Source organism: Streptomyces sp. W1SF4 (genome assembly GCF_003950035.1).
GTDB lineage: Bacteria > Actinomycetota > Actinomycetes > Streptomycetales > Streptomycetaceae > Streptomyces > Streptomyces racemochromogenes.
Window position 1 is genome coordinate 5,735,219 of record NZ_CP034350.1, and the last position, 16,155, is coordinate 5,751,373.

Genomic DNA, 16,155 nt, shown 5'->3' on the forward strand with positions numbered 1-16,155 from the left:
GGTGGCCCCGACCCCGGCGCCACCCGCGGCGCCACCGAAACCGACCTGGGACCCCGGCCAGCCCGAGGGTCCCTTCCCTTGGCTGCGGCCGACCATCCGGATAAGGCTCACGCTGCTGTACGGCGGCATGTTCCTGATCGCCGGGATCCTGCTGCTGTCGATCATCTACCTGCTGGCCGCCCAGGCCCTGAGGGAGGGCAACGCGCTCCCCTTCAAGATCGTCGGCGGCCAGAAGGTCGAGGTGTCCAGCACCACCTGCTCCGGCGTGGGCATCGACCAGTCGATCGACCAGTTCAACGCCGCGATCGCGCAGTGCATCCTCGACCAGCGCAAGCACGCCCTGGACGACCTGCTCAGCCGGTCGCTGATGGCCCTGCTGGGCCTCAGCGTCATCGCCTTCGCCTTCGGCTACGCGATGGCCGGCCGGGTGCTCTCGCCGCTGGGCAAGATCACCCGCACTGCCCGCCGGGTGGTGGGCTCCGACCTGACCAGGCGGATCGAGCTGGACGGGCCGGACGACGAGCTGAAGGAGCTCGCCGACACCTTCGACGAAATGCTCGACCGCCTGGAGCGGGCCTTCACCGCCCAGCAGCGCTTCGTGGCCAACGCCTCGCACGAGCTGCGGACCCCCCTGGCGATCAACCGGACGCTGCTGGAGGTCCACCTCTCGGACCCCGGAGCGCCGGTGGAGCTCCAGCAGCTGGGCAAGACGCTGCTGGCCACCAACGAGCGCAGCGAGCAGCTGGTCGAGGGCCTGCTGCTGCTGGCCCGCAGCGAGAACCAGATCGTCGAGCGCAAACCGGTCGACCTCGCCGAGGTCGCCTCGCGCGCCATCGACCAGGCCCGCGGCGAGGCCCTCGCCAAGGGCGTGGAGATCCGCGGCGAGCGCGCGCTGGTGGTGATCCAGGGCAACGGCGTCCTGCTGGAGCGGATCGCCCTCAACCTGGTGCAGAACGCCGTCCGGTACAACGTGCCGGAGGGCGGCTGGGTGGAGGTCACGACCGAGGCGCAGCACGGTCAGGCTGTGCTAGTCGTCTCGAACACGGGTCCCGTTGTTCCCGCGTACGAGGTGGACAGCCTCTTCGAGCCCTTCAGACGGCTGCGTACCGAGCGAACGGGCAGCGACAAGGGGGTGGGGCTCGGTCTGTCGATCGCGCGCTCCGTGGCGCGCGCACACGGCGGCCGCATCCTCGCGACGCCCCGGGAGGGCGGTGGCCTCGTGATGCGTGTCACGTTGCCCCTTTGATCCACCCGGGTCCTGTTCGCCGTCAGCGGAACGCGGCGGCGCCCGCGGAGGGCCCTTCCTGTGTGATCGATCACAGTGTCGAGTGTCGGGTCATGCGCGTTCTGTGACCCCAAGGTGGCCGGAAAGCCCGGGAAGTCCGGGTTTCCGGCCCCCCGGATGGCGGGAAATACACGGGGTGGCGTTCGTGCAAGACGACCCCCCGACCGTGTACGGTCCCGCTCGACATCCCGGCCACGGAGTCCTTCGGGTACGCGGTTGGGTGTCGATTGAGTAACAGACCTTGATGTGAGGCAAAATCTCCGCCTCAGGTCGGGCACAAGTCCGGCCTCTCGCGCGTTACGTGCGCTGAGACACCGCTAAATCCCAGAGGGGGAGAGCGACAAAAATGGCAACGGACTACGACACCCCACGCAAGACCGACGACGACGTCGACAACGACAGCATCGAAGAGCTCAAGGCTCGGCGCAGTGACAAGGTCACCTCCAGCGTCGACATCGAGGACTTCGACGGCGCCGAGAGCCTGGAGCTCCCGGGTGCCGACCTCTCCAACGAGGAGCTGGCCGTCCGGGTGCTGCCCAAGCAGGCCGACGAGTTCACCTGCATGAGCTGCTTCCTGGTGCACCACCGCAGCCAGCTGGCGCGCGAGAAGAACGGCCAGCCGATCTGCCGCGACTGCGACTGAGGACGGCCGTGACCGGCTCGACGCCCTTTCGGAAGCGACGCTTCCGGAAATCTGCCGATCCGGAGGCGCAGGTTCGCGCGGTGACCACGGGCCCGGAAACGGGCCCCGCGGACGCCGGCGGCCAGGCCTTCGGGACGACCGCGGTGCCGTCCGACACCGCCGCCGCGGTGCCGTCGGCCGCAACGGCGGACGAGGAGCCCCCGGGCGGGCCCGGGAAGCGCCGGATGCAAGCCGTCAGGAACGGTGTGCGCAAGGGCGGCGAGAGCGCCAAGGCCGCCGCCCTGTACACCGCCGACCTGATCATCGAGAACGCCCCGCGCGTTCCGGTACGGGACCTCGCGACCCTGCGCGCGCAGTTCCCGGGCCTCGGTCCCGACCAGCTGGCCGACAAGCTGATCGCCGGGGCCGCCAACAGCACCTCGACCGTGGGCGCCGGCATCGGCGCCGCGGCCATGCTGCCGGTCCCGCCCGCGATGCTGGCGGAGCTGGCCGCGGAGATCACCGCGGTCGCCGCGATCGAGCTGAAGCTCATCGCCGAGCTGCACGAGGTCTACGGGCAGCGCCCGCCGGGCACCCTGAAGGACCGCAGCTTCGCCTACCTGACCTCCTGGACGGAGGAGCGCGGTATCGACCTGACCAAGCCGACGACGCTGAACGCGGCGCTCGGCGGGCAGATGAAGCGCGAACTGCGCCAGCAGATCATGAAGCGGACGTTCCGCAACCTGCCGAACCTCATGCCGTTCATGATCGGCGCCGCCGTCGGCGCCGTGATGAACCGCCGGGACACCAGGAAAGTCGCCGAGAAGGTCCGTGGGGACCTGCGCCGCCACGCCGTGCCCTGGGACGCCCTCCCCGCCCTGCCGCCCCTGGAGCGCCCCTCAGGGCCCCTTCCCGAGGCCACCAGGGCCGCCCTCGAAGGGCGACGCCCGGACGGCCGCTGAGCACACCGCCGGATCAGGCCCCCGGCGCGGCGGCCTTCGCCGCGCGGACGGCCGCCGCGAGGGCCTGCGGCTCGCGCGTGGAGAGGTACACGTACGGGGTCGGGTCCGCCGGGTCGGTGACCTCGATCCGGACCGCCGTGGGGACGTAGCTGCGCATCAGCATGAAGGCCCGGGTGTCGGCCTTGTACGTGCGCCAGGCGCGCGCCTCCTCGGCGTCCAGCACCTCGGGCTCGCCCAGGGCCGTCACCGGGATGCGGGCGTCGCCGGCCGCGAGCGCGCCGTTCACCACGCGCACGCGCGCGGAGCCGTACGAACTGACCAGCATCCCCGTCAGCGCGGCGCCGCCGACCAGCCCCGCCAGCAGCGGCAGGGTGCCGAGCGGCAGCAGCATCAGGGCGCACGCCAGGCCGGTCAGGGCCGCTATGCCCCACCAGGAGCGGGGCGCGGAGAGTCGTTCGTCGTGGTGCGCGGGGGAGGACTGCATGGCACCTAGCCTCCCACGGGGCGACCGGCGGGTAGCCGCGCGGGTAAGGTCAGCGCCTGTGAGTGGACGAAACACGGCGTTGACGCCCCCGGCCGATGCCTCCGCACCGGTCCGGCACCCCGATGCCCCGGCGCCCGGGGAGCTCCTCGGCGCGCACTACGAACACTGTTTCGGCTGCGGCGGGGGCCAGCCGCACGGGCTCCACCTGGAGGCCCGGGCGGGCGAGGGCGTGCGCGTCACGGCGGAGTTCACCGTCAAGCCCGCCCACCAGGGAGCACCCGGTCTCGCGCACGGCGGCGTCCTGGCCACCGCGCTCGACGAGACGCTGGGCTCCCTGAACTGGCTGCTGCGCGTCATCGCGGTGACCGGCCGGCTGGAGACCGACTTCGTGCGGCCCGTGCCCGTGGGCACCGTGCTGTACCTGGAGGCCGAGGTCACCGCCGTCGCCGGCCGGAAGATCTACTCCACCGCCGTGGGCCGGATAGGCGGGCCGGACGGCCCCGTCGCCGTCCGCGCGGACGCGCTCTTCATCGAGGTGAAGGTCGACCACTTCATCGACAACGGCCGGCCCGAGGAGATCCGGGCGGCGATGTCCGACCCGGACCAGGTCAGGCGCGCACGCGCCTTCGAGGTGAACCCCTGATGTCCCAGAACACCCATGCGCCCGTCGACGTGCTGATCCGCCGCGTCGACCCCGAGGTGCCCATCCCCGCCTACGGCCACCCCGGCGACGCCGGCTGCGACCTGGTGACCACGGTGGCCGCCGAGCTGGAGCCCGGGGAGCGGGCCGTACTGCCCACCGGGGTGTCCATCGCCCTGCCCGACGGGTACGCGGCCTTCGTGCACCCGCGCTCGGGCCTGGCGGCCCGCTGCGGGCTCGCGCTCGTGAATGCCCCGGGGACGGTGGATGCCGGGTACCGTGGGGAGATCAAGGTGATCGTGGTCAATCTCGACCCGCGCGAGAGCGTCCGGTTCGAGCGATTCGACCGCATTGCCCAGCTGGTTGTCCAGCGGGTCGAGAAGGTGCGCTTCCACGAGGTGGCGGAGCTTCCCGGCTCGGCCCGGGCCGACGGGGGGTTCGGCTCCACCGGCGGCCATGCGGCCGTGACCGGATCCGGGGCTGGTCAGCAGCAGGGTGGGAATGGCTACGCTTCGGTCGTATCCGACCGGGAAGGACAGTGACGTGTTCGGACGTCGCAAGAAGAACGACTCCGCCCATGACGGCGGCGCGGCCGAGCAGGTCGTGAACGGCGTGGCTGCCGACGAGCAGGCCGGCGACGACTCCGCCGCGCCCCGCAGGCTCAACCTGCCCCCCGCCCCGCGGCCCGACGGCCCGTGGGACGTCTCCGAGGTGCTCGGCAACCCGGCCGACGGCCGGGTCGACCTGGGCGGCATCCTCGTGCCCGGCGTCGAGGGCATGGAGCTGCGCGTCGAGGTCGCGGGTGACGCGATCGTGGCCGCCACGGTCGTCCTGAACGACAGCGCCGTGCAGCTGCAGGCCTTCGCCGCCCCCAAGAAGGAGGGCATCTGGGGCGAGGTCCGCGACGAGATCGCCTCGGGCATCACCCAGCAGGGCGGCATCATCGACGAGGTCGACGGCCCGCTGGGCTGGGAGCTGCGCGCGCAGGTCCCCGTACCGCTGCCCGACGGCCAGACCGGTGCCCAGCTGGTGCGCTTCGTCGGCGTCGACGGCCCGCGCTGGTTCCTGCGCGGCGTCATCTCCGGCCAGGGCGCGGTGCGTCCCGAGTCGGCCGGCGTGCTGGAGCAGATCTTCCGGGAGACCGTCGTCGTCCGCGGCGACGGCCCGATGGCCCCGCGCGACCCGATCGTCCTGAAGCTGCCGAACGACGCCCAGATGGTGCCGGACGGCGTGCAGACGGCCGAGGAGCAGGAGGGCTCGCGCTTCTCCGGCGGCATGGGCCAGCTGGAGCGCGGCCCGGAGATCACCGAGGTCCGCTGACCCGGACCCCGCGGAGGTTTTCCGGCCCGCGGGTCCCGTTCCCCCTGGAGGGGGCGGGCCCGCGGGCCTTCGCGCGTCCGGGGCGCGGGCGCGCGCGTCAGGGATGCGTCAGGGATGTCCGCGGCACCCCCTTTCGGTGCGTGAACAGCGGGAACGTCCCCGAGAATGAGCGCATGGGACGCGGAAGGCTAAGGATCCATCTCGGCGCGGCACCCGGAGTGGGCAAGACGTACGCCATGCTCTCGGAGGGCCACCGCCGGGTGGAACGCGGCACCGACTGCGTCGTCGGCTTCGTCGAGCACCACGGGCGGCCGCGCACCGAGGTGATGCTGCACGGCCTCGAACAGCTGCCCAGGCGCGAGCTCTCGTACCGGGGGGCCGCCTTCACCGAGATGGACGTGGACGCGCTGCTCGCCCGGCGCCCCGCCGTGGCCCTGGTGGACGAGCTCGCGCACACCAACGTCCCCGGCTCGCGCAACGCGAAGCGCTGGCAGGACGTCGAGGAGCTGCTGCGCGCCGGGATCGACGTGGTGACCACCGTCAACATCCAGCACCTGGAGTCCCTCGGGGACGTGGTGGAGAAGATCACCGGCGTGCGCCAGCGCGAGACCGTGCCGGACGAGGTGGTGCGGCGGGCCGACCAGATAGAGCTGGTCGACATGTCCCCGCAGGCGCTGCGCCGGCGCATGGCGCACGGCAACATCTACCAGCCGGACAAGGTCGACGCGGCCCTGTCGAACTACTTCCGTCCGGGCAACCTGACCGCGCTGCGCGAGCTCGCGCTGCTGTGGGTCGCCGACCGGGCCGACGAGTACCTCCAGCAGTACCGGGGCGAGCACGGGATCCGCTCGGCCTGGCAGGCCCGTGAGCGGATCGTGGTGGGGCTCACCGGCGGCCCCGAGGGCCGCACCCTCATCCGCAGGGCCGCCCGGATGGCGGCCAAGGGCTCCGGCAGCGAGGTCCTCGCCGTCTACATCGCCCGCAGCGACGGGCTGACCTCGGCCTCGCCCAAGGAGCTCGCGGTGCAGCGGACCCTGGTCGAGGACCTTGGCGGAACGTTTCATCATGTGATCGGCGACAACGTCCCCGAGTCCCTCCTGGCCTTCGCCCGCGGCGTCGACGCCACCCAGGTCGTGCTGGGCTCCAGCCGCCGCAAGGCCTGGCAGTACGTCCTGGGGCCCGGGGTGGGCGCCACCGTCGCCCGTGACTCCGGGCCCGACCTCGACGTGCACATCGTCACCCACGAGGAGGTGGCCCGGGGGCGGGGGCTGCCCGTGGCCCGCTCCGCGGCCCGGCTCGGCCTGCCCCGGATCGCGGCCGGCTGGGTGGTCGGCGTGGTCTTCCCCGTGCTGCTGTGCGCGCTGCTGACCAACATCGACGCCGACCCCGGCCTCGCCAACGACATGCTGCTCTTCCTGGCGCTGACGGTCGCGGCCGCCCTGCTGGGCGGACTCTGGCCGGCGCTGGCCTCGGCGGCCTTCGGCTCGCTGCTGCTGAACTACTTCTTCGCGCCGCCGGTGCACCGGTTCACCGTCTCCGACCCCCGCAACATCATGGCCATCGCCGTGTTCTTCGGGGTGGCCGTCTCGGTCGCCTCGGTGGTCGACCTCGCCGCCCGCCGCACCCACCAGGCCGCCCGGCTGCGGGCCGAGTCCGAGATCCTGTCCACCCTGGCCGGGAGCGTGCTGCGCGGCGAGACCGCGCTGGACGCGCTGCTGGAGCGGGTGCGGGAGACCTTCGCGATGGAGTCGGTGGCCCTGCTGGAGCGGGCCGGCGAGGTGGAGCCCTGGACCCCGGCCGGCAGCGTCGGGCCCCGCCCCGCCGCCCGGCCCGAGGACGCCGACGTCGACATGCCGATCGGCGACCACATGGCCCTGGCCCTGTCCGGGCGGGTGCTGCCCGCCGAGGACCGCCGCGTCCTCGGCGCCTTCGCCGCCCAGGCCGCCGTGGTGCTGGACCGGCAGCGGCTCGTGGGGGAGGCCGAGGAGGCGCGCCGGCTGGCCGAGGGCAACCGGATCCGCACCGCCCTGCTGGCCGCCGTCAGCCATGACCTGCGTACGCCCCTGGCCTCCATCAAGGCCTCCGTCAGCTCCCTGCGCTCCGACGACGTGGAGTGGTCCGAGGAGGACCGGGCCGAGCTGCTGGCCGGGATCGAGGAGGGCGCCGACCGGCTCGACCACCTGGTCGGCAACCTGCTGGACATGTCCCGGCTCCAGACCGGCACCGTGACCCCGCTGATCCGGGAGATCGACCTCGACGAGGTGGTCCCGATGGCGCTGGGCGGCGTACCGGAGGACAGCGTGCTGCTCGACGTGCCGGAGACCCTGCCGATGGTGGCGGTGGACCCGGGGCTGCTGGAGCGGTCCGTGGCCAACGTGGTGGAGAACGCCGTCAAGTACAGCCCCGCCGGAGAACGGGTACTGGTCGCGGCCAGCTTCCTCGGGGACCGGGTCGAGGTGCGCGTCGTCGACCGCGGGCCCGGCGTGCCGGACGAGGCCAAGGACCGGATATTCGCCCCCTTCCAGCGGCACGGCGACGCCCCGCGCGGCGCGGGCGTGGGCCTGGGGCTCGCGGTGGCCAGGGGCTTCGCCGAGGCCATGGACGGCACGCTCGCCGCCGAGGACACTCCCGGGGGCGGACTGACCATGGTGCTCACCCTGCGGGCGGCCGCCCGCGGCGGCCCGCCGGACCCCGCCGGAAACGAACAGACCGAAGCCGGGGGCCTCCCCGCCGAACGACAGAAGGCAGGTCCCCGATGACCCGGGTGCTCGTGGTGGACGACGAGCCGCAGATCGTCCGAGCCCTCGTGATCAACCTCAAGGCGCGCAAGTACGAGGTCGACGCGGCCGCCGACGGGGCGGGCGCCCTGGAACTCGCGGCCGCCCGCCACCCCGACGTGGTCGTCCTCGACCTCGGCCTGCCCGACATGGACGGGGTCGAGGTCATCAGGGGCCTGCGCGGCTGGACGCGGGTGCCGATCCTGGTGCTCTCCGCCCGGCACAGCTCCGACGAGAAGGTCGAGGCCCTCGACGCGGGCGCCGACGACTACGTCACCAAGCCCTTCGGCATGGACGAGCTGCTGGCCCGGCTGCGCGCCGCCGTCCGCCGGGCCGAACCGGCCGCCGGGACCGGCGAGGACGAGGTGGTCGTCTCGACCGAGGGCTTCACGGTGGACCTCGCCGCCAAGAAGGCGGTGCGCGAGGGGCGCGACGTACGCCTCACCCCCACCGAGTGGCACCTGCTGGAGGTGCTCGTGCGCAACGGCGGGAAGCTGGTCAGCCAGAAGCAGCTGCTCCAGGAGGTCTGGGGGCCCTCCTACGGCACCGAGACGAACTACCTGAGGGTCTACATGGCCCAGCTGCGCCGCAAGCTGGAGGCGGACCCCTCGCACCCCCGGCACTTCATCACCGAACCGGGCATGGGGTACCGCTTCGAGAAGTAGCGGGGGCTTCGAGAGGCGGCGGGGGCGCCGGTACGCTTCCGGTATGAGTGCTGAACCGCGTCCCGAGAAGCCCGCGAAACCGGCCAGGCCGGCGGGCCGGTTCCGCCGGATGATAGAGCGGCTGTCCACCTCCCAGGAGGAGCTGCATTCGGCGGAGCTGCAGGAGGACGCAGAAGCCGCGGGGTGCACGCGGATCTGCGACTGCCACGACCGTCAGATAGTGAAGGTGACCGGTACGCTGCGCACCGTCACCCTCCGGCCCCGCGCGGGGGTGCCCGCCCTGGAGGCCGAGCTGTTCGACGGCTCCGCCGCGCTGGACGTCGTCTGGCTCGGGCGTCGCTCGATCGTGGGAATCGAACCCGGGCGGCGCATGATCGCCTCGGGCCGCGTCTCGATGAGCCACGGCCGCCGGGTGCTCTTCAACCCGAAGTACGAACTCCGCCCACTCGGACAGGAGCACTGACCGGTGACGCCACTCGACAAGCCGACCACGCCGGAACCGGGCGCCGCGCCCGCCGACGACCAGAGCGCGGTCACGCAGGCGGCGCTCTTCGACGCCTTCGGCGGCATCCGGGGCACCGTGGAGACGATGCTCCCGGGCCTGCTCTTCGTGATGATCTACACGATCAACAAGGACGTGAAGATGTCCGCCATCGCGGCGGGCGTCGTCGCGGTGCTGCTGGTGGTCGTCCGCCTGGCGCGCAAGGACACCGTGAAGCACGCCTTCAGCGGCGTCTTCGGCGTCGGCGTCGGCGTGGCCTTCGCCCTCTTCACGGGCAGCGCCAAGGGCTTCTACCTGCCGGGCATGATCTACGGGGTCTGCCTGGGCCTGGCGTTCACCCTGTCGGCGCTGGCCGGGTTCCCGCTGCTGGGAGTGATCCTGGGGCCGGTCTTCAAGGAGAACCTCTCCTGGCGCACCCGCAACCCCGGGCGCAAGAAGGCGTACGTCAAGGCCAGCCTGGCCTGGGGGCTCATCTTCCTGGCCAAGTACGCGATCCTCTTCCCGCTGTACTGGTGGGGCGACGAGACGCAGCTGGGCTGGGTGCTGATCGCGCTCAAGCTCCCGCCGATGGTCCTGGCCGTGTACTTCACCTGGGTCTTCCTGGCGAAGGCGCCGCCGCCGATCGACGTGATCGCCGAGTACGAGGCCGAGGAGGCCGCGCAGGAGGCCGCCAAGGCGGCGCAGGCCGGGCAGCCGGGGCAGCCGGCCCAGCCGACGCAGCCGGGGCAGTCCGGCCGGCACAAGCGGGTCTGAGACGCGGGAAGGGGGCGGGGCGGCCATCCGGTCGCCCCGCCCCCTTCCCGTGTGCGCCGCCGGCTAGTGACGGGCCTGGAGGAGGTCCTCCAGCTGCTCCTCGCGGGCCTGGGCGGCGACGAAGAGGAGCTCGTCGCCCGGCTCCAGGGTCTCCTCGCCGTGCGGGGTGAGCACCCGGTTGCCGCGGATGATCGTGACCAGGGAGGTGTCCTCCGGCCAGGAGATCTCGCTGATCTGGGTGCCCGCGACCGAGGAGTCGGCCGACAGGGTCAGCTCCACGAGGTTCGCGTCGCCGTGGCTGAAGCGCAGCAGCCGGACCAGGTCGCCGACGCTGACGGCCTCCTCGACCAGCGCCGACATCAGACGCGGCGTGGACACCGCGACGTCGACGCCCCAGGACTCGTTGAAGAGCCACTCGTTCTTCGGGTTGTTCACGCGGGCCACCACCCGCGGGACCCCGTACTCGGTCTTCGCCAGCAGCGAGACGACCAGGTTCACCTTGTCGTCGCCCGTCGCGGCGATGACCACGTTGCAGCGCTGCAGCGCCGCCTCGTCGAGCGAGGTGATCTCGCAGGCGTCGGCCAGCAGCCACTCCGCCTGCGGCACCCGCTCCACCGAGATGGCGGTCGGCGCCTTGTCCACGAGGAGCACCTCGTGGCCGTTCTCCAGCAGCTCGCCCGCGATGGAGCGGCCCACGGCCCCGGCTCCGGCGATCGCGACCCTCATGCGTGTGCCTCCTCGGGGCCCTCGGCGAAGACCGCCTCGACCTTGTCGATCTCGTCCGTGCGCATCATCACGTGGACGAGGTCGCCCTCCTGGAGGACGGTCTGCGAAGTCGGCAGCATCGCCTCGCCCAGGCGGGTGAGGAACGCGACACGGACGCCGGTCTCCTCCTGCAGTGTGCTGACCTTGTGGCCTATCCAGGCCGCGGAGGTGTGCACCTCCGCGAGCTGCACGCCGCCGCTCGGGTCACGCCACAGCGGCTCCGCGCCCGAGGGGAGCAGCCGGCGCAGCATCTGGTCGGCGGTCCACCGTACGGTCGCGACGGTGGGGATCCCCAGGCGCTGGTACACCTCGGCGCGCTTGGGGTCGTAGATGCGGGCGGCGACGTTCTCCACGCCGAACATCTCGCGGGCCACGCGGGCTGCGATGATGTTGGAATTGTCACCACTGCTGACGGCCGCGAAAGCGCCCGCCTCCTCGATCCCGGCCTCCCGCAGCGTGTCCTGGTCGAAGCCGACACCGGTGACGCGGCGGCCGCCGAACGAGGCCCCGAGCCGGCGGAATGCGGTGGGGTCCTGGTCGACCACGGCGACCGTATGCCCCTGCTGTTCCAAGGTCTGCGCGAGGGCGGAGCCCACCCTTCCGCAGCCCATAATGACGATGTGCACGGCCGTCCTTCCGGCTGACAGCTGCTCGCTGGTTTCCAGCCTCATTGCATGCTCTGGCTAATCAGGGTCTCAGACCATGGCCCAAGCTACACACGGGCGGTCACCAGTGTGGCCGTTTGGGGTCCGGCAGGTGCTTCATTGGAGGCGCATTGGTGCGGATTAGGGGTACGGGGTTCGTCAGCCACATTTCGAACGCTTACGATCCTCTGCGTGTCCAAACTGACCGACGTGCCCAAACGGATCCTGATCGGCCGGGCGCTGCGCAGCGACCGCCTCGGGGAAACGCTCCTCCCCAAGCGGATCGCCCTCCCTGTGTTCGCATCCGACCCGCTCTCCTCGGTGGCGTACGCCCCGGGTGAGGTACTGCTGGTCCTGTCCATCGCGGGCGTGTCGGCGTACCACTTCAGCCCCTGGATCGCGCTCGCGGTCGTCGTGCTGATGTTCACCGTGGTCGCCTCCTACCGGCAGAACGTCCACGCGTACCCCAGCGGCGGCGGCGACTACGAGGTGGCCAACACCAACCTCGGCCCCCAGGCCGGCCTCACCGTGGCCAGCGCCCTGCTCGTCGACTACGTCCTCACCGTCGCCGTCTCCATTTCCTCCGGCGTCGAGAATCTCGGCTCCGCCGTCGATTTCGTCATCGAGCACAAGGTGCTCTCGGCGATCGTCATGATTCTGCTGCTCACGCTGATGAATCTGCGCGGAGTGAAGGAATCCGGGAAGCTCTTCGCCATCCCGACGTACGTCTTCGTCGGCGCCGTGTTCGTGATGATCGCGTGGGGTGCCTGGCGCGGCCTCGTGATGGGCGACACGATGGAGGCCCCGACCGCCCACCTGGAGATCAAGGCCGAGCACCAGGGGCTGGCCGGCTTCGCGCTGGTCTTCCTGCTGCTGCGCGCCTTCTCCTCCGGCTGTGCCGCCCTGACCGGTGTCGAGGCGATCAGCAACGGCGTACCGGCCTTCCGCAAGCCCAAGAGCAAGAACGCCGCCACCACCCTCGCCCTCATGGGCGGCCTGGCCGTGACCATGTTCTGCGGCATCATCGGCCTGGCCATGGCCACCGACGTGAGGATGGCCGAGGCCCCCGCCACCAACCTGCTCGACAACGGCGTCCCGGTCGGCGAGGACTTCGTCCAGCACCCGGTGATCTCCCAGGTCGCCGAGGCCGTCTTCGGCAACGGCAGCTTCCTGTTCGTGCTGCTCGCCGCGGCCACCGCGCTCGTCCTGTTCCTGGCCGCGAACACCGCCTACAACGGCTTCCCGCTGCTCGGCTCGATCCTCGCCCAGGACCGCTACCTGCCGCGCCAGCTGCACACCCGCGGCGACCGCCTCGCCTTCTCCAACGGCATCGTGCTGCTCGCCGGCGCGGCCATACTGCTGGTGTGGATCTACGACGCCGACTCCACCAAGCTGATCCAGCTCTACATCGTCGGCGTGTTCGTCTCCTTCACGCTGAGCCAGATCGGCATGGTGCGGCACTGGAACCGCCACCTGAAGACCGAGCGCGACCAGGCCGCACGCCGCCGGATGATCCGCTCGCGGGCGATCAACACCTTCGGCGCCTTCTTCACCGGCATGGTGCTGGTCGTCGTCCTCGCCACCAAGTTCACCCACGGCGCCTGGGTCGCCCTGCTGGGCATGCTGATCTTCTACGGCACCATGACCGCGATCCGCAAGCACTACGACCGCGTCGCCGCCGAGATCGCCGCCGACGAGGGCCCCAGCGACGACAGCGTGCGCCCCTCCCGGGTCCACTCCATCGTCCTGGTCTCCAAGGTCCACAAGCCCACCCTGCGCGCCCTGGCCTTCGCCAAGCTGACCCGCTCGGACACCCTGGAGGCGCTCAGCATCAGCGTCGACCAGGCCGAGACCAAGGCCCTGCGGGCCGAGTGGGAGCGGCGCGGCATCAACGTCCCGCTGAAGATCCTCGACTCGCCCTACCGCGAGATCACCCGGCCCGTGGTCGAGTACGTGAAGGGCCTGCGCAGCGAGAACCCGCGCGACGCGGTCAGCGTCTACATCCCCGAGTACGTCGTCGGACGCTGGTACGAGCACCTCCTGCACAACCAGAGCGCGCTGCGCCTCAAGGGCCGGCTGCTGTTCACGCCCGGCGTGATGGTCACCTCGGTGCCCTACCAGCTGGAGTCCTCGGAGCTCGCCAAGCGGCGGGCGAAGAAGCGCCAGGAGTGGAACGCCCCGGGCGCGGTGCGCCGCGGCCCCGTCGACACGCCGAGGCCGCGCCAGAAGGACCCGGCGGGCAAGTAGTCCTGGTGGTGAACGGCCGGAGGAGACCCACGTAAACTGGTGGGTCGGTCCTCCGGCCGTTCTCTTTCCCTTTCTTTCCTTGGAGCCCCCTCACCATGACCGAGCAGAACGAGAAGCAGTCACTGGTCGGGGAGGAGTACGAGGTCGAGGTCGGCCCCGTCGCGCACGGCGGCCACTGCATCGCCCGCACCTCGGACGGCCGCGTCCTGTTCGTCCGCCACACGCTGCCGGGCGAGAAGGTCGTCGCACGCGTGACGGAGGGCGAGTCGGACTCCCGCTTCCTGCGGGCCGACGCCGTCACCGTCCTCACCGCCTCCAAGGACCGCGTCGAGGCCCCCTGCCCGTACGCCGGCCCCGGCAAGTGCGGCGGCTGCGACTGGCAGCACGCCAAGCCGGGCGCCCAGCGCCGGCTCAAGGGCGAGGTCGTCGCCGAGCAGCTGAAGCGGCTCGCCGGGCTCACCCCGGAGGAGGCCGGCTGGGACGGCACCGTCATGCCGGCCGAGGGCGACAAGCTCCCCGCCGGAGAGGTCCCGCAGTGGCGCACCCGCGTCCAGTACGCGATCGACGAGACGGGCCGGGCGGGCCTGCGCAAGCACCGCTCGCACGACATCGAGCCCGTCGACCACTGCATGATCGCGGCGCCCGGGGTCTCGGAGCTCGGGATCGAGAAGCAGGACTGGCCCCAGATGGCGACCGTCGAGGCCATCGCGGCGACGGGCTCGGGTGACCGCCAGGTCGTCCTCACCCCGCGCCCCGGCGGCCGCCTCCCGCTGGTGGAGCTCGACAAGCCGGTCTCGGTGCTCCGCGTCGAGGAGAAGGACGGAGGGGTGCACCGCGTCCACGGCCGCCCCTTCGTGCGCGAGCGCGCGGACGGCCGTACGTACCGCGTCGGCATGGGCGGCTTCTGGCAGGTCCACCCCCAGGCCGCCGACACCCTGATCAAGGCCGTCATGCAGGGCCTGATGCCGCGCAAGGGCGAGATGGCCCTCGACCTCTACTGCGGCGTCGGCATCTTCGCGGGCGCGCTCGCGGAGCGCCTCGGCGAGACGGGCGCGGTCCTCGGCATCGAGTCGGGCAAGCGCGCGGTGGAGGACGCCCGCCACAACCTGGCGGACTTCCCCCGGGTCCGCATCGAACAGGGCAAGGTCGACACCGCCCTCCCGCGCACCGGCATCACCGAGTGCGACCTGGTCGTCCTGGACCCGCCCCGCGCGGGCGCCGGCAAGCAGACGGTCCGCCACATCGCGAGCCTCTCGGCCCGCCGCATCGCGTACGTCGCCTGCGACCCGGCGGCCCTGGCCCGCGACCTGGGCTACTTCAAGGACGCGGGCTACCGCGTCCGCACCCTCCGCGTCTTCGACCTCTTCCCGATGACCCACCACGTGGAGTGCGTGGCCATCCTGGAGCCCGCCGAAAAGGGCCGCTGACCTGGCGTTTCTCTGAGTGTGCGTGATGGGCGTTACGTGCGTTAGGTGCGATATCTCGACGCATGTCTGACGCACGTGACGCACGTTTGACGCACGGACGGGGTGGTTTCTGATGGGTCGTCATGCGCGCTTGGCGACCGCCGGGTGGAGCCCTCGGCTGTGGGACGGTAGGCATCTTGAGGTGGCTGGGGCGCTGGTTGCGGAACTGTTGGCTGCCCCTGCCCCTGCCCCTGCCCCTGCCCCTTCCGCTTCTCGGTAGTGACGTTCTGTGACGCTCGGTGGAGTGTCCGGTCCGTGTTGTGTCAGGGGCCGTAGGGGCTCCAATGCCCGAGAAAAGGCCTGAGGTCGTCGGCTCGTGGTTCGGGGATGTCGGGCAGTCGGGGCGGTGTGCGCAGGGGGTCGAGGCGCTCCACGCGTGCTGCTGCCCAGTCGATCCGTGCTTCGGCTTCGGTTCTGGTAGCTGGTCTTCGAGGGGCGGCCGGGGGTGTCGGCCCATTCGCTCGCCCGGTGCGGCTGGCCGCCGCTGAGGGCGAAGCGGAGGCGTTCGGACGGGGTGTAGTCGAAGCGGGGGATCCTGATCCAAGAGTTCTTCTTGGCCTCGGCGAGCTCCGTCTCGGTGGCGACGTGCTCAGTCCGGTCCTGCTTCTGGAGGACGAGGAACTCCGCGGTCTGGCCCTGCGCGGTGATGGTGAAGTGGGGAGACGCCCTGCGGCGGCGATGGGACGGGGGCGCGAAGCCGGTCTGCCCTGCCGCACTGGAGTGTCCTGCGTTCTCGGTGGCGAGGACCAGCGCCTGGATAAGCCTGAGGGCGCGTCCTTGGTCAGGCCCAGTGGCTGGGGTTCGTTCTGCACGGCTCCGGATCGTTCCATCCCCCGCAGGGTTATCGGTACTTGACCGGTGAAGACCTCCGAAAGGTCGCACAGGTCGCACCGGCGACCGCGGCGGCCCTCCAGGGATCGTTGAACGACCTCACGTCTGCCTAGCTAGGGGGTGTCCGAACCGGGAAGCTGTGCATGGACGGCTCGTGCACCGTTTCAGCAGGTCGGAGCCCCGGGAGCCCGC

The 16,155-nt window shown here is 71.5% G+C and carries 15 protein-coding genes; 12 read left to right on the forward strand and 3 right to left on the reverse strand.

The features are described 5' to 3' along the window. The first annotated feature begins 1 nt into the window (after position 1). From D1J60_RS26885 to D1J60_RS26895, 3 genes are all read left to right on the forward strand, one after another. On the forward strand, positions 2-1,246 hold the full coding sequence (locus D1J60_RS26885) for a HAMP domain-containing sensor histidine kinase (RefSeq protein ID WP_125594771.1): 1,245 nt from the start codon (positions 2-4) through the stop codon (positions 1,244-1,246). 385 nt (positions 1,247-1,631) lie between these two features. Further along, a complete protein-coding gene (locus D1J60_RS26890) occupies positions 1,632-1,928 on the forward strand; it encodes a DUF4193 domain-containing protein (RefSeq protein WP_007267048.1) in 297 nt (98 codons plus the stop codon). Between the two features lie 8 nt (positions 1,929-1,936). After that, on the forward strand, positions 1,937-2,869 hold the full coding sequence (locus tag D1J60_RS26895) for a hypothetical protein (protein ID WP_125594770.1): 933 nt from the start codon (positions 1,937-1,939) through the stop codon (positions 2,867-2,869). Positions 2,870-2,882: 13 nt separating this feature from the next. On the opposite strand, the gene D1J60_RS26900 is transcribed toward D1J60_RS26895, so the two are convergent. Continuing rightward, positions 2,883-3,353, reverse strand: a complete 471-nt coding sequence (locus D1J60_RS26900; protein WP_125822816.1) for a DUF3093 domain-containing protein — start codon at positions 3,351-3,353, stop codon at positions 2,883-2,885. Positions 3,354-3,411: 58 nt separating this feature from the next. On the opposite strand from D1J60_RS26900, the gene D1J60_RS26905 reads away from it, so the two are divergent. The 7 genes from D1J60_RS26905 (at position 3,412) to D1J60_RS26935 (ending at position 10,010) form a co-directional block, all read left to right on the forward strand. Next, a complete protein-coding gene (locus tag D1J60_RS26905) occupies positions 3,412-3,996 on the forward strand; it encodes a PaaI family thioesterase (RefSeq protein ID WP_125822817.1) in 585 nt (194 codons plus the stop codon). Beyond that, positions 3,996-4,535: a dUTP diphosphatase gene (gene dut, locus D1J60_RS26910; protein WP_125594767.1), complete on the forward strand. Its 540-nt coding sequence runs from the start codon at positions 3,996-3,998 to the stop codon at positions 4,533-4,535. Before D1J60_RS26905 ends, dut begins: the two co-directional genes overlap by 1 nt. A gap of 1 nt (position 4,536) precedes the next feature. After that, positions 4,537-5,313, forward strand: coding sequence for a DUF3710 domain-containing protein (locus tag D1J60_RS26915; RefSeq protein WP_007267053.1), 777 nt, complete (start codon positions 4,537-4,539; stop codon positions 5,311-5,313). Positions 5,314-5,486: 173 nt separating this feature from the next. Further along, the gene (locus tag D1J60_RS26920; protein ID WP_125822818.1) at positions 5,487-8,072 is read left to right on the forward strand and encodes a sensor histidine kinase KdpD; all 2,586 of its coding nucleotides are present in this window, start codon (positions 5,487-5,489) and stop codon (positions 8,070-8,072) included. Next, positions 8,069-8,755 (forward strand): response regulator, encoded by a 687-nt coding sequence (locus tag D1J60_RS26925; RefSeq protein ID WP_007267056.1) that lies wholly within the window; start codon positions 8,069-8,071, stop codon positions 8,753-8,755. The genes D1J60_RS26920 and D1J60_RS26925 overlap by 4 nt, the downstream gene beginning before the upstream one ends. A gap of 43 nt (positions 8,756-8,798) precedes the next feature. Further along, entirely contained in the window at positions 8,799-9,218 is a 420-nt protein-coding gene (locus D1J60_RS26930; RefSeq protein ID WP_007267057.1) for an OB-fold nucleic acid binding domain-containing protein, read from the forward strand. Between the two features lie 3 nt (positions 9,219-9,221). Next, on the forward strand, positions 9,222-10,010 hold the full coding sequence (locus D1J60_RS26935; protein WP_125822819.1) for a DUF3159 domain-containing protein: 789 nt from the start codon (positions 9,222-9,224) through the stop codon (positions 10,008-10,010). Positions 10,011-10,073: 63 nt separating this feature from the next. Here D1J60_RS26935 and D1J60_RS26940 read toward each other — a convergent pair whose 3' ends face one another. Then, the gene (locus D1J60_RS26940) at positions 10,074-10,736 is read right to left on the reverse strand and encodes a TrkA family potassium uptake protein (protein WP_007267059.1); all 663 of its coding nucleotides are present in this window, start codon (positions 10,734-10,736) and stop codon (positions 10,074-10,076) included. After that, a complete protein-coding gene (locus D1J60_RS26945; RefSeq protein ID WP_125594763.1) occupies positions 10,733-11,401 on the reverse strand; it encodes a TrkA family potassium uptake protein in 669 nt (222 codons plus the stop codon). The genes D1J60_RS26940 and D1J60_RS26945 overlap by 4 nt, the downstream gene beginning before the upstream one ends. 210 nt (positions 11,402-11,611) lie before the next feature. Between D1J60_RS26945 and D1J60_RS26950 the strand changes: the two genes are divergently transcribed. After that, positions 11,612-13,666 (forward strand): APC family permease, encoded by a 2,055-nt coding sequence (locus D1J60_RS26950; protein WP_125594762.1) that lies wholly within the window; start codon positions 11,612-11,614, stop codon positions 13,664-13,666. A gap of 95 nt (positions 13,667-13,761) precedes the next feature. Continuing rightward, positions 13,762-15,093 (forward strand): TRAM domain-containing protein, encoded by a 1,332-nt coding sequence (locus D1J60_RS26955; protein WP_125822820.1) that lies wholly within the window; start codon positions 13,762-13,764, stop codon positions 15,091-15,093. The last annotated feature ends 1,062 nt before the right edge of the window (positions 15,094-16,155 follow it).

What these genes read in the sequence shown, in the direction of transcription:
- D1J60_RS26890 (WP_007267048.1), top strand. Translation starts at nt 1,632, where the DNA reads ATGGCAACGGACTACGACACCCCACGCAAGACCGACGACGACGTCGAC.
- D1J60_RS26900 (WP_125822816.1), bottom strand. Translation starts at nt 3,353, where the DNA reads ATGCAGTCCTCCCCCGCGCACCACGACGAACGACTCTCCGCGCCCCGC.
- dut (WP_125594767.1), top strand. Translation starts at nt 3,996, where the DNA reads ATGTCCCAGAACACCCATGCGCCCGTCGACGTGCTGATCCGCCGCGTC.
- D1J60_RS26920 (WP_125822818.1), top strand. Translation starts at nt 5,487, where the DNA reads ATGGGACGCGGAAGGCTAAGGATCCATCTCGGCGCGGCACCCGGAGTG.
- D1J60_RS26925 (WP_007267056.1), top strand. Translation starts at nt 8,069, where the DNA reads ATGACCCGGGTGCTCGTGGTGGACGACGAGCCGCAGATCGTCCGAGCC.
- D1J60_RS26930 (WP_007267057.1), top strand. Translation starts at nt 8,799, where the DNA reads ATGAGTGCTGAACCGCGTCCCGAGAAGCCCGCGAAACCGGCCAGGCCG.
- D1J60_RS26940 (WP_007267059.1), bottom strand. Translation starts at nt 10,736, where the DNA reads ATGAGGGTCGCGATCGCCGGAGCCGGGGCCGTGGGCCGCTCCATCGCG.
- D1J60_RS26955 (WP_125822820.1), top strand. Translation starts at nt 13,762, where the DNA reads ATGACCGAGCAGAACGAGAAGCAGTCACTGGTCGGGGAGGAGTACGAG.